At 68.2% G+C, this 12,566-nt stretch carries 10 protein-coding genes; 3 read left to right on the top strand and 7 right to left on the bottom strand.

Annotated features, from left to right (window positions below):
- Positions 1 to 19 precede the first annotated feature (19 nt).
- The 4 genes from KF907_RS08785 to queA all read right to left on the bottom strand — a co-directional run bounded on the left by KF907_RS08785 (position 20) and on the right by queA (position 6,777).
- Entirely contained in the window at positions 20 to 3,202 is a 3,183-nt protein-coding gene (locus tag KF907_RS08785; RefSeq protein WP_291219828.1) for a S41 family peptidase, read from the bottom strand.
- A gap of 220 nt (positions 3,203 to 3,422) precedes the next feature.
- Positions 3,423 to 4,502, bottom strand: a complete 1,080-nt coding sequence (gene rfbB / locus KF907_RS08780; protein ID WP_291219827.1) for a dTDP-glucose 4,6-dehydratase — start codon at positions 4,500 to 4,502, stop codon at positions 3,423 to 3,425.
- Between the two features lie 128 nt (positions 4,503 to 4,630).
- A complete protein-coding gene (tgt, locus tag KF907_RS08775; protein ID WP_291219826.1) occupies positions 4,631 to 5,743 on the bottom strand; it encodes a tRNA guanosine(34) transglycosylase Tgt in 1,113 nt (370 codons plus the stop codon).
- Positions 5,740 to 6,777, bottom strand: a complete 1,038-nt coding sequence (gene queA, locus KF907_RS08770) for a tRNA preQ1(34) S-adenosylmethionine ribosyltransferase-isomerase QueA (RefSeq protein ID WP_291219824.1) — start codon at positions 6,775 to 6,777, stop codon at positions 5,740 to 5,742. The genes tgt and queA overlap by 4 nt, the downstream gene beginning before the upstream one ends.
- 134 nt (positions 6,778 to 6,911) lie before the next feature.
- On the opposite strand from queA, the gene KF907_RS08765 reads away from it, so the two are divergent.
- The 3 genes from KF907_RS08765 (at position 6,912) to KF907_RS08755 (ending at position 8,641) form a co-directional block, all read left to right on the top strand.
- A complete protein-coding gene (locus KF907_RS08765) occupies positions 6,912 to 7,226 on the top strand; it encodes a YbjQ family protein (RefSeq protein ID WP_291219822.1) in 315 nt (104 codons plus the stop codon).
- 2 nt (positions 7,227 to 7,228) lie between these two features.
- A complete protein-coding gene (locus tag KF907_RS08760; RefSeq protein ID WP_291219820.1) occupies positions 7,229 to 7,735 on the top strand; it encodes a YbjQ family protein in 507 nt (168 codons plus the stop codon).
- Positions 7,736 to 7,804: 69 nt separating this feature from the next.
- Positions 7,805 to 8,641 (top strand): M48 family metallopeptidase, encoded by an 837-nt coding sequence (locus KF907_RS08755; protein ID WP_291219818.1) that lies wholly within the window; start codon positions 7,805 to 7,807, stop codon positions 8,639 to 8,641.
- Positions 8,642 to 8,750: 109 nt separating this feature from the next.
- Here KF907_RS08755 and KF907_RS08750 read toward each other — a convergent pair whose 3' ends face one another.
- The 3 genes from KF907_RS08750 to KF907_RS08740 all read right to left on the bottom strand — a co-directional run bounded on the left by KF907_RS08750 (position 8,751) and on the right by KF907_RS08740 (position 12,540).
- Positions 8,751 to 9,353: a response regulator transcription factor gene (locus KF907_RS08750; RefSeq protein ID WP_291219817.1), complete on the bottom strand. Its 603-nt coding sequence runs from the start codon at positions 9,351 to 9,353 to the stop codon at positions 8,751 to 8,753.
- 124 nt (positions 9,354 to 9,477) lie between these two features.
- Positions 9,478 to 10,653 carry a sensor histidine kinase gene (locus KF907_RS08745; protein WP_291219815.1) on the bottom strand — a complete coding sequence of 392 codons (1,176 nt, stop codon included), beginning with the start codon at positions 10,651 to 10,653 and terminating at the stop codon, positions 9,478 to 9,480.
- A 15-nt stretch (positions 10,654 to 10,668) separates the two neighbouring features.
- Positions 10,669 to 12,540: a CIA30 family protein gene (locus KF907_RS08740; protein WP_291219814.1), complete on the bottom strand. Its 1,872-nt coding sequence runs from the start codon at positions 12,538 to 12,540 to the stop codon at positions 10,669 to 10,671.
- Between the last annotated feature and the right edge of the window lie 26 nt (positions 12,541 to 12,566).

The following is a 12,566-nucleotide window of genomic DNA, read 5'->3' as shown; positions in this document are numbered from 1 at the left end:
CGATCGATCCCTGGAACGTTCACCCACCCAGCAACACCCTCACCGCCGCGTCGAGTTCGCTGTCGATGCCGCGTTGCGCTTCGCCGAGCGGACGATCGACCGGCACGTCGACCGGGCGTGGGGCCATTTCCATCGGTTGACCGTCGACGGTGGTGACGGTGATGAACGGCAGGCGTACGGCCGAACCATCGAGCATGCGTGCATTCGAGGTGTAGATGATCCAACCGGCGGTCGGTTCGCCGACGATTTTTCCCAGGCCGAGGCGGCGGTAACCCTCGCTGAAGTCCTCGCCGTCGGACAGGGTCGTACGGTTGGTGAGGAGCACGGTCGGGCGTTCGAGCGAGCGTTGGCCGAGTACCGCGCGCGCTGACGCGGTCGGCTGGCCGCGGAAGGCCATGCCGAGGTAGGGCCGACGCGCGAGCACGTCGAGCGCGTAGGCGTTGACGAATCCGCCGAAGTTGTTGCGTACGTCGACAACGACGCCTTCGCGCGTGGCATTGCCGGCGTCGAGGTCGAGGTAGAGCTGCTGCAGCGAGCGCATCGACATGTCGACCATGTGCACGTAGCCGAGCCGGCCCTTGCTCGCGCTTTCGACGTAGGCCCGATTCGCCGCAACCCAGGCGCGATAGGCCAGCTCACCGTCGGCGCGCGTGTCGACCGGCTTGAGGCGCACGTCGAAGACCTTGCCGTCGCGGCTGAAGCGCAACGCGGTTTCGCGGCCGACCGTGTTGTCGAGCAGGCGATCGAGGTTGTCGCGCGGCCCGAGCGTGCGGCCGTCGACGGCGACGAGGACATCGCCGACGGCGATCGTCGCCGCCACGTCGGCTGGCGAGCGCGGCAGGATCGTGGCGACGCGCAGGCGGCCTTCGCGCTCGGCGGTCGTGCGCTCGAAACGCAGGCCGGTGCGTCCACTGGTCCACTTCGGCTGGCCCGGCGCGCGCACGCCGAGATGCGAGGCATCGAGTTCGCCGATCATCAGGTTGAGCAATTCGCGCAACACATCGGGCGACGATGCCGCGGCGATGCGCGGCGCATAGGTCGCGCGCAGTGCGCTCCAGTCCACGCCGTTCATGGCCGGGTCGTGGAAGGCATCGCGCAGCCAGCACCAGCCCTGCTCGAACAGGGTCAGCTTGTCGGCGTGGAAATCGACATCGAGGTCGGCGCTGACGGTGAGTGCACGCGCCTTGCCGTCGTCGACACCGAGCGCCGCGATGCGGCCGCCTTCGAGGTAGTACACGCTCTTGCCGTCGGCACCGAATTGCGCATGCGATTTCGGTGCCGCGCTGGAAGTGAGCTGGCGCGCCACCGGTGCTTCGTCGGCGAGCTCATCGATCGAAAAAAGGTACAGGTTCGTGCGCCCGGCCGCTTCGGCTGTCAGCAACAGCGACTTGCCGTCAGGACTGATGGCAAGCGCAGCGACATCGAGGCCGATCGGCAGCAGGCTCAGGCGATCGCGCATGCCCGCAGGCTCGATACGCACAGGCTCGTCGCGTTTTTCCGGCTTCGCCGTCGCAGTGGCCGCTGCCGTGCTCTTGACGCCGGGCTTGTCCGACTTCGCCACGCCCGGCGGCGATTCCTGCTCGAACAGCGAACGGAACTCGGCCTCGCGGACGCGCGGCACGCGCGGCACGAGGTCCACGCGTGCAACCTGGGCCTGCTCGGTGCGCTGGCCGGTCGAGAAATACAGCGCCTTGCCGTCCGCCGACCAGGCGATCGAATCGGCGCCGACGTTGGCGAGGAAACTGGCCTGCACCGCGTTGCCGCCATCGACCGGCGAAACGAAGGCATGGCGGAACATGCGTTCAGCATAACCCTGCCAGGCGATCCAGCGGCCGTCCGGCGACCACGCGAACGGGCGGTCGGATTCGAGCGGTCGCATGAGGTCGATGCGGCCGGCAGCAACGCGGCTTTCATTGCCGCCGGCGAGATCGAGCACGCGCAATTCCTTCGCGTCGCGCACGAAGGCGATGCGCTTGCCGTCCGGCGAGAACTGCGGTCGCATGTCGATGCCTGCGCCGGTGGTCAGCGCGCGTTCGCTGCCATCGGCGAAGTCGAACAGATAGAGCCGACCACCACCATCCCGCTCGGAGGCGTAGACGAGACGACGACTGTCGGGCGCCCAGGCGAGATGGAACTCTGCCTCGCGCGAGCGCGTGACGCGCTCGGCCCGGCCGCCCTTCTCGCTGGAGGCGGCAAAGACCTCGCCACGCACGATGAAGGCGAGCTTCTTTCCGTCCGGTGATACGGCAAGTTCGGCAAAGTCGCCGTTGAATGATTGCCGCTCGGTCGCCGGTGCGCTGGCCGCACCGCGCAGGGTGACCGGCACCGGCGCGACCGCGCCGCTGGCGACGTCGAAGGTCCACAGGCCGAAGTCGCGCGCGAAGGCGATCATGCGGCCGTCCGCCGAGATCGCCGGCCACAGCACGCGGCCATTGCTGAAGCGCGTCATCGCCTCGGCGCGGCCGTCTCGGTTCGTGCGCCACAGGTTTTCGGCGCCGCCGCGATCGCTCATATAGAAGATCGACGAACCATCGACGCTCCACATAGGCCACAACGCGCGCGCATCGTCCGGCGTGATGCGCCGGTAGCGCCCATGCCCGTCGTCGTTGAACAGCCACAGCGCGCCGGTTTCGAGGTTGCTGTGGCCGTTCCGCCACCACTGGCGCTCCCCCGTGCCGTTGCCGGTCAGCACGAGATCGCGGCCATCCGGCGATGGGGCCGCGCCCTCGTGGTTGCGGTAGTCCTCGCGCGAGACCGGCATCGGTGTGCCACCGTCGACGCGCACGCGGAACACACCGGCCATGTTGCCGACGTTGTCACGCGGCGAACTGAAATACAGCCACTCGCCGTCGCGCGACCACGCGCTCAGGTTGTCGTAGGCGTCGTCGAAAGTGATGCGCTCGACGCGGCCGCTGGCGAACTCGAGCGTGTAGATGTCGCCGTTGCCGCTGCGTGTCGAGATGAAGGCGAGATGCCTGCCGTCCGGCGAATACAACGGCCGCGACTCGACCGCGGGACCGGGTACGAGCAGGTGGGCGTCACCCCCCTTCGCCGGCACGACCCAGATGTCGCCGCCCGAGACGAAGGCGATCTCGCGCCCGTCCGGCGACGGTGCCGGCTGGGTCAGGTATGGCGCAGGTTCTGCCGCCCGGGCGGCAACGGCGATGGCGGCAAGGACTACGGCGACGGACAGACGGTTCATGGACGCTCCCCATGCGGCGAAGCGCGCATGCTCGCACGGGACGCCGCGCATGGACCGTGTCGATGGTTTGGTCCGCCTCTACTGGAAATGGAACGACGTCAATGCATCGCCGCTGAAGGGACTCCGGGGCTCCTGCCGGGCTCCCGCGACGACCGATTCTTTGTGGGAGCCGGTTTACGGGCAATCGGGGTGACGAAGAGCATCGCCTGCGAACGGGCTTCTACGGGTGATCCTGTGCGCCGGCCTGCACATCGCCGAGGCGTTCCATGCGGTAGCTGCCGTCGAGCACGCGTTGCACCCAAGCCTGGTTGTCGAGGTACCAGTCGAGCGTGCGCGCGATGCCGGATTCAAAGCTTTCGGTCTGGCGCCAGCCGAGTTCACGCTTGAGCTTTGAAGCGTCGATCGCGTAGCGGCGGTCGTGTCCGGGGCGATCCCTGACGTGGGTGATCAGCGTTTCCCGGCGCCGCCCATCCGCGAGCGGGCGGCGTTCGTCCAGCAACGCGCAGATCGTCTTGACGACGTGGATGTTCTCGCGCTCGGCGTCGCCACCGACGTTGTAGACCTCGCCGACGCGGCCGATCTCGAGCACGCGCAGGATCGCCGCACAATGATCCTTCACGTACAGCCAGTCGCGGATGTTGCGGCCGTCGCCGTATACCGGCAGCGGCTCGCCGGCCAGCGCCTTCTGGATCATCAGCGGGATCAGCTTTTCCGGGAACTGGAACGGCCCGTAGTTGTTCGAGCAATTGGTGGTCAGCACCGGCATGCCATAGGTATGGTGGAACGCGCGCACGAGATGGTCCGAAGCCGCCTTCGAGGCCGAGTACGGGGAGTTCGGCTGGTACGGCGATTCCTCGGTGAAGCGCCCGACCGGACCGAGCGAACCGTACACCTCGTCGGTGGACACATGCAGGAAGCGGAACGCGTCCTGGCGGTCGAGCGGCAGCGCGCGCCAGTAGGCCAGCGCACATTCGAGCAGGTTCAGGGTGCCGACCACGTTGGTCTGCACGAATGCAGCCGGGCCGTCGATCGAGCGATCGACGTGCGACTCGGCAGCGAAATTGATGATGGCCGTCGGCGCGTGCTCGTCGAGCAGGGCACGCACGCATGCGCGGTCACCGATATCACCGTGCACGAAGCGATGGCGCCCGTCGTCACGCAGCGAAGCCAGGGTATGGAGGTTGCCGGCGTAGGTCAGCGCATCGAGATTGATGATGTGGTAGCCACCGAGGGCGAGCACATCGAGCACGAAGTTGCCGCCGATGAAACCGGCGCCGCCGGTGACGAGCAGGGTTTTCATGGGCCTGACGGTCCGCAATCGATGCGGCGTGCGGAACGCGCGCCGCGGAGTGGCGATGGTAAAACATCGCGGCTGGAGCCGCTCCCACGAGCGTCGGGCGACACGGAACAGAACCCCGTGGGAGCACTTCAGTCGCGATCGGCGTAGAACGCGGCGACGAAGGCGTCGAGCCGGCCTTCGGCGATCGCGGCGCGCAGGCCGTGCATGAGCTGCTGGTAGTGGTGCAGGTTGTGCATCGTCGCGAGCTGACTGGCGAGAATCTCGCCGCAGCGGTCCAGATGCCGCAAGTAGGCACGGCTGAAGCCCGAGCGGCAGGTGTAGCAGGTGCAGCCTTCCTCGATCACCCGCGTGTCGCGCGCGTACTTCGCGTTGCGGATGCGCAGCGTGCCGTTGCGCGTGAACAGAAATCCGTTGCGCGCGTTGCGCGTCGGCATCACGCAGTCGAACATGTCGACGCCACGGCGCACGGCTTCGACGATGTCCTCGGGCCGGCCGACTCCCATCAGATAACGCGGGCGCGCGTCGGGCAGCATCGGTCCAACGATGTCGAGCATCGCGTTGCGCTCTTCCTCGGTCTCGCCAACGGCAAGGCCGCCAATGGCGTAACCGTCGAAGCCGATCCCGATCAGCGCATCCGCCGAGCGCTGGCGCAGGTCGGGAAACACCGATCCCTGCACGATGCCGAACAGCGCATTCGGGTTCTCGAGCGCGTCGAAAGCCCGGCGCGAACGCAGTGCCCAGCGCAGGCTCAGTTCCATCGACTCGCGCGCGACCTTGTCCGTGGCCGGATACGGCGTGCATTCGTCGAAGATCATGGCGATGTCGGAATCGAGCGTGCGCTGGATGCGCATCGACTCCTCCGGGCTGAGGAACACCTTCGAGCCATCGACCGGCGAGGCGAAGGTCACCCCGTCCTCGGTGATCTTGCGCTTGTGCGCGAGCGAGAACACCTGGAAGCCACCCGAGTCGGTCAGGATCGGCCTGTCCCAGCCGATGAAGCGGTGCAGGCCGCCGAAGTCGCCGACGACGTCGAGGCCCGGACGCAGGAACAGGTGGAAGGTGTTGCCAAGGATGATTTCGGCCCCGGTCTCCACGAGATCGCGCGGCGTCATCGCCTTGACCGAGCCATAGGTGCCGACCGGCATGAACGCCGGCGTCTCGATCGTGCCGCGCGCGAACGTCAAACGGCCACGTCGGGCGCGGCCGTCGCGTGCGGACACGGCAAACTCGAACGCACTCACGGCGATGTCACCCGCGGCAGGACGAGCATGGCATCGCCGTAGGAGAAAAAGCGGTAGCGCTGTTCGACCGCGTGGCGATAGGCAGCCAGGACGAACTCCCGGCCAGCGAAGGCGCAGACAAGCATGAGCAGGGTCGACTCCGACAGATGGAAGTTGGTGAGCAGGCCGTCGACGCTGGAGAAGCGGTAGCCGGGGAAGATGAAGATCTGCGTCTCACCCGCGAACGGTTCGAGCGCACCGTTGCGCGTGGCACTTTCCAGTGCGCGCACCACGGTCGTGCCGACCGCAATGACGCGACCGCCGCGTGCGCGGGTGCGCCGGACCTTTTCGACCAGCTCGGCGCCCACGTTGAGCCATTCGCGGTGCATGACATGCTGGTCGAGGCGTTCGGCGCGCATCGGCTGGAAGGTGCCGGCACCGACATGCAAGGTGATATGGCCAACCTCGATGCCGTGCGCGACGAGGCGGTCGAGCAGCGGCGCATCGAAATGCAGGCCCGCGGTCGGTGCGGCCACGGCACCCGGCTCGCGCGCAAACACGGTCTGGTAGCGCGCCTCGTCGGCAGGACCGGCCTCGCGTTCGATGTAAGGCGGCAACGGCATGCGGCCGAGCTGCAGCAAGCGCTTCTCGAGCGGCTCGTCGGCGGCGAAACGCAGGCGGAAGAACTCGCCCTCGCGACCGAGCACCTCGATCGTCGAACCGTCGGCCAGTTCGATCGTGGCGCCTTGCTTCGGCTTCTTGCTCGCGCGCATCTGCGCGATCGCCTCGTGGGCGCCGGTCACGCGCTCGAGCAGGATCTCGACCATCCCGCCGCTGGCCTTGCGCCCGTGCAGGCGTGCCGGCAGCACGCGCGTGTCGTTGAACACGAGCAGGTCGCCCGGCGCGAGCAGATCGGGAAGCTCGTTCAGGCGACGGTCGGCACGCGTCCGTGCCTGCGCGTCGAGCACGAGCAAGCGACTCGCCGAGCGCTCGGCCAGCGGTTCCTGGGCAATCAGTTCGACCGGCAGGTCGAAACGGAAGTCGGACTTCTTCACACGGCAAGCGGCTTCATGCGGGCGCGCATTGTAGGCGCCAGGCGCTGCGCCGTCGCGCCCCTGTGCCGCAGCGGACAAGCCCGCTACCCTGTGCACGCCGGCACGCCGACCGGTCAGGTCAACGCAAGGACATCATGGACATCAGCAACCTGGAATCGATCCCCGGCCGCACCATCGTGCGCCACCTCGGTCTGGTGCAGGGCTCGACCGTGCGTGCCAAGCACGCCGGCCGCGACTTCATGGCCGGCCTCAAGAATATCGTCGGCGGCGAACTCAAGGGCTATACCGACCTGCTCAACGAATCGCGCCAGGAAGCGATCGACCGCATGCTCCAGCAAGCCCGGGCGATCGGTGGGAACGCGGTCGTCAATGTGCGCTTCTCGACGGCGAACATCACCTCCGGCGCCGCCGAGGTCATGGCCTACGGCACGGCGGTCGTGGTGCAGTAGCCATGGAATTCGTGCTCCAGGTCGGCGTCTTCGTCGCCCTGCTCGTGATCGGCTACGTGTTCGGGCGCGTGGCCGAACGCGGGCATTTCCGCCGCCTCGAACAGGCCGAGAAGCGCCTCGCGCGCATCCTCGTGTTCAGCGAGCGCACGCCACCGCCCGATGCGGCGCGCATGCGCAGCACCCTGGTCGGTGGTGCCGTGGTGCTCGGCGAGGACTATTTCAAGCGCATCGCCGCTGCGCTCAAGAGCCTGGTCGGCGGGCGCTTGACCGTGTACGAGTCGATCATGGACCGCGGTCGCCGCGAGGCGATCGTGCGCCTCAAGGAACAGGCTGCGCGGCTCGGCGCGACGATGGTCTTCAACGTCCGCTTCGAAACGACCTCGATGAGCGACCCGACGCGGCCGCAGGCGCTGTTCTCGGCAGAATTCCACGCCTACGGCACGGCCCTGATCCCGCCGCGCACCGAGGCCCCTGCGGCGGATACCAGCGAGATGCGGCTTGCGCATTGAGCGGCGGAGGCAACACGACCGACCGCTCGCGGCCGCGAGTCCTTTCCCAGGGGGGCGCCGTTCGCCACCATGAGCTACGAGAATCCACCGGTCCCGCACGAGGTCAACGTCACCCGCGAGAACCCGCTTGGCGAGTTCCTGCGCCTGCTCATCGGCCTCGGCCTGGTCACGGCGTTCGCCGCCGCCACGCTCTGGGCCGGTGGCGGCTGGCTCGCACGCCATCTGCCATTCGCCAGCGAGGCCGCCCTGGTCGGCGAGAGCGTGCCGGGCCTGGAACTCGTCGCCGCCGATGAAGGCACCGCCGTGCCGGCTGCGATCGTGGCCTACGTCGACGACCTGACCACACGCCTCGCCGCCGCCATGGACCTGCCGGACGGCATGCAGGTGCGCATGCACGTGGTCGACAGCGGCGTCGCCAACGCCTTCGCCACGCTCGGCGGGCACATCGTCATCACGCGCGAACTGTATTCGCGCATGCCGAGCGAGAACGCACTGGCCTTCGTCATCGCCCACGAGATCGCCCACGTGCGCGAACGCGACCCGATCGCCGCAGTCGGCGGCGGCGCCAGCATCGCCCTCGCCTTCGCCCTGCTCGGCGGCGACGCCAGCCGCCTGCTGCCGCAGGTCGCGCACCTGGTCACCCTCGGCTACTCGCGCGCCGTGGAGACCCGCGCCGACGGCCTCGCCCTGGCGGCGCTCAAAGCAGTCTACGGCCATGCGGCGGATGCCGATGCGGCAATCCGCGCGCTGGCCGATGCGCGCGAGGCGGCAGCGACCGCCACGCCACCGACCCTGCTGTCGACACATCCGGCCGATGCCGAACGCATCGCCAGGCTCGCCTCCGCCGCATCCGCAGGCGCCGATGCGGTGATCGCGCCGTTGCGCGTGGCGTGGACAGGCGATTGACGCCATCACACCTTGCTGCAGGAGCCCCTTCAGGGGCGATGCTCCTTGCCAATGCGTCGAAATGCTCGCCCGTGAACGCGCTCCTGCACGACGGAGCGCAACGATCGCCTCAAAGCCACCCCTTCTGCCGCGCCATGCGGTAGGCCTCGATGCGATTGCCCACGCCGAGCTTGCTGATCGCCTCGGACAGGTAGTTGCGCACGGTGCCGTGCGAAAGATTGAGTCGTGCGGCGATGTCGCCCGCCGACTGGCCCTCACCGGCGAGGCGCAACACCTGACGTTCACGGTCATTGAGCGGATCGGCCTCGGACCAGGCCTCGACGGCAAGCTCGGGATCGATCGCGCGGCCGCCACGCTGGACCTTGCGCAAGGCCTCGGCCAGGTTCTCGGCTGGCGCGTCCTTGAGCAGGTAACCGGACACGCCACTGTCGAGCGCGCGACGCAGGAAGCCGGCGCGCGCAAACGTCGTCACGATGACGACCTTGACCGGCAATTCGTGGCGCTGGATGCGCTGGGCGAGGTCGAGGCCGGTCAAACCCGGCATCTCGATGTCGGTGACGAGCACATCGGGTTTCAGCCGTTGCAGTTCCCGCCACGCGCTTTCGCCGTCGGCAACCGCAGCGAGGACTTCGATGTCGGGTTCGAGACCCAGCAGCGCCGACAGCGCACCACGCACCATCGCCTGGTCCTCGGCCAGAAGGATGCGGATCATCGGCGGGTTGCCTGTGGCGTGTTCATGCCATGCACGGTAACAAATCAAAATCACCCGTAGGAGCCCGTTCACGGGCGATGCTCTTCGACAAGGGTCCGCAGAAGCAGCGCCCGCGAACGGGTTCCTACGTCGCACCCACGATGCCATCCGCACGCACGGTCCGTGCCTCCGGCGACAGCGCGACCCGCGCTTCGATGTGCGTGCCTCGACCCGGCATCGAATCGACGCGCAGACTGCCGCCGACCGCCTCGATGCGTTCACGCATGCCATCGAGTCCGTTGCCGGGTGTGAGCGCACCACCGCGACCGTTGTCGTCGATGCACAGCACGGCCATGCCGTCTTGCACCACCAACGAGACCGAGGCCTGCCGCGCCTGCGCGTGACGCTGGATATTGGTGACGGCCTCGCGCACTGCCAGGGCGAACGCGGTCTCGACCTCGGGCGCAAGGCCGGCGTCCGCCAGCTCGTAGCGGAATGCGACGTCACTCGATTCGAGCAGCAATCGGGCCGAGGCGAGTTCGGCGGCGAGGCCGGCCGCACGGATGCCGGTCACTGCGCGGCGTACCTGGCTGAGCGCGTCCCGAGCAACGCTCGCAACCTCATCGATCTCGCGGCGCGCGGCGTGCGCATCGCGCTCGAACAGCTTGCCGGCAAGTTCCGATTTCAGCGCCACCAGCGACAGCGTGTGGCCGAGCAGGTCATGCAGGTCGCGGCCGATGCGCTCACGCTCGGCCAGTGCGGCGAGGCGGCGCACCTCGTCGTGCGAGAGCTTGAGGGCGGCCCCCTTGCGCGCGTTCTCGGCGTAGTAGTGGTTGCCGAAGAACGCCGCGATGCCGATCACCGCCGTGATCGCGAACACGAACAGCGGAAAACCCAGCAGCAGGATTTCGACCAGGAACAGGCCGAGCACGCCGACGAGCACGATCGAGCGGGCGGACAGATCGCGGTCGAGCAATGCGGCAAACGAGACGGCATAGATGACATAGGTGTTCGCGAACGGGTTGATTGGCGTCAGTGCGTAGCCGAGCGCGGCGATGGCCAGCGTGCAAGCCAGTTGCCGACGTCCGCGGGTGCGATAGGTGGCGAAGTACAACGGCAGGAACGCGACGAGCGTGGCCAGGGTCGGCAACAGCAGCGCCGCGATGCCGCGAGCGCGCGGGTTGCCGGTGTAGTCGAACAGCAGCGGCATGAACAGGAACACGAGGTAGCCGAGCATGTAGAACGGCATCCAGCCCTGGCCATAGGCCGCGGGGATCAGGCGGTCGCGCCAGTGACGCAGGGTGTCCATGGGTCGGCTCACCTCATCCACCAGGGTTCAGCGCAACTCTACGCCATCGATGCGGAAACGGAACGCACCCGGCGGATTGCCGGCGCTGAACGCAATTCCGCGCAGCAGCGCCATGTCGGCGCCGACGAAGCTGGCCAGCGGTAGGCGTACCTCGGTCCATTCCGGCCCGGTGGGCACTGAGCGGACCGCCGGCATGGCCTCCTGCGTCGGGCCGGACAGCAGCATCACACGCACCTCGCGACCGTCACCCTGGATATGGAACACGAGTTCCTTGCGTGCCGAATAGTCGTGCGGCTGCATGGGCGTGGCGTCGACGAAGAACATCGCGCCAGCCCATGGTTCGATGAAGCCGGGTCGGATCTCGCCGGTGATCTCGAGCGCCCCTGGACTGCCTGCGGCGCCACCGCTGACGAGCCGATGACTTGCCACGGAGGCCCCGCCCATCATGGTGTCGCTGGTGTCGAGCCAGAAACCACCGCTGGCCATGTCGATGCTGTCGCCGTCGAAATCGCTGATGCGGGTGGCCGCATGTGCCACCGGCGCGTCGACATCGGTCGCGGCGATGGCCGCGCGCGTGACGGCATGACCGCTTTTCCACGCCATGGCGATCGCACGCGTGGCGGTGATGTCGTCGAGCGGATTGCCGTCGACGAGCACGAGATCGGCACGCAGGCCAGGTGCGATGCGACCACGATCAGTCATGCCGAAACGCCGTGCCGGCAGGGCCGTGGCCGCAGCCAGCGCCTCGGCCGGCGACAGGCCGGCGCGCACCAGCAGTTCGAGTTCGCCATGCAGGCTGGCGCCATGTGCCGTGCCTGGGTTGCCGGCGTCGGTGCCGGCCAGAATGGTCACGCCGGCAGCGTTGAGCGCTCGCACGCTGGCGAAGGCCCTGTCGCGAAAGCCCGCGTCGCGCGCGATCACCTCGATGCGCGCACCGAGGCTGTTGGCCTGCGCCGACGACAGAAACGGCTTCAGCCGCGCATCGGCGACCAGGCTGCTGCCGTCGCCGTCACCACTGCCCTGCGCCGTCACCGACAGGGTCGGAACGACGAATGCATCACGCGCTTTCATCTCCGCGACGAGTTCGGCGCCGACGGTCTCGTCGACGAAGACATGCGCGAGGCCGTCGGCGCCGCTCCGGATCGCCACCAGCGCATCGACCTGCCTGGAAACGTGCACGACGGCGATGCGCCCGCGCGCGTGTGCGGCCTCGATCGCGGTGGCGACCTGCGTGGCCGCAAGTGTCGGCCACTTCGGTGCGCCGCTGTAGACACCGAGATCCTCGACGATCAGCTTGATGAAATCGGCGCCCTCATCGACACGCGCATCGACAAAGGCACGCACGTCGTCGCCGGGTGCGAGCGTCGGGATGGTGAAGCCGTACTGGGTACCGTGGCCACCCGGCGCGGTGACCGCCGTGCCGGCTGCCCACAGGTCGGCAGCGGCACCCTCGCGCAGCGACGCACGCTGCGCCTTCAGCGCCGGCAAGCGCGAGGCGTCGCCATGCATGTCGATCTCGGTACCCACACCGAAACGCAGGGCATCGCGTTGTGCCTCGCCCCAGGCATGCACATGCGCATCGATCAGCCCCGGCAGCAGGGTGCGCCCACGACCGTCGACCACGGCGATGCCGTCGGCGATCGGCACATCGGGCCCGACATGTGCGATCAGGCCGTCACGCACGACCACGCTGGCGCGCTCGATCATCTGCTCGCCGTCGAACACGCGCACGTCGCGGATCGCGAAATGGCCGCTCGGCTCGGCACGCTCGCCGGTCGTCGCCGGCGTCGGTGCTGGCGCCGCGCCCGGCTTGCGCACCGGTGGTGTCAGGATCGCGGCCGCGGCGAGCGTGCCGACCAGCACGGCGACGAGGACGAGGTCGGGGAAGTGCTTCTTCATCGTGTTCTCCAGGGCTTTCCCCGCAA

The organism is Dokdonella sp. (genome assembly GCF_019634775.1).
Classification (GTDB): domain Bacteria; phylum Pseudomonadota; class Gammaproteobacteria; order Xanthomonadales; family Rhodanobacteraceae; genus Dokdonella.
Note: the sequence above shows the minus strand (reverse complement) of the source record. Positions and strands in the feature narration are given on the sequence as shown.

Coding starts and splice junctions, on each gene's coding strand:
- KF907_RS08785 (WP_291219828.1), bottom strand. CDS start 3,202: ATGAACCGTCTGTCCGTCGCCGTAGTCCTTGCCGCCATCGCCGTTGCC.
- rfbB (WP_291219827.1), bottom strand. CDS start 4,502: ATGAAAACCCTGCTCGTCACCGGCGGCGCCGGTTTCATCGGCGGCAAC.
- KF907_RS08765 (WP_291219822.1), top strand. CDS start 6,912: ATGGACATCAGCAACCTGGAATCGATCCCCGGCCGCACCATCGTGCGC.
- KF907_RS08760 (WP_291219820.1), top strand. CDS start 7,229: ATGGAATTCGTGCTCCAGGTCGGCGTCTTCGTCGCCCTGCTCGTGATC.
- KF907_RS08755 (WP_291219818.1), top strand. CDS start 7,805: ATGAGCTACGAGAATCCACCGGTCCCGCACGAGGTCAACGTCACCCGC.
- KF907_RS08750 (WP_291219817.1), bottom strand. CDS start 9,353: ATGATCCGCATCCTTCTGGCCGAGGACCAGGCGATGGTGCGTGGTGCG.
- KF907_RS08740 (WP_291219814.1), bottom strand. CDS start 12,540: ATGAAGAAGCACTTCCCCGACCTCGTCCTCGTCGCCGTGCTGGTCGGC.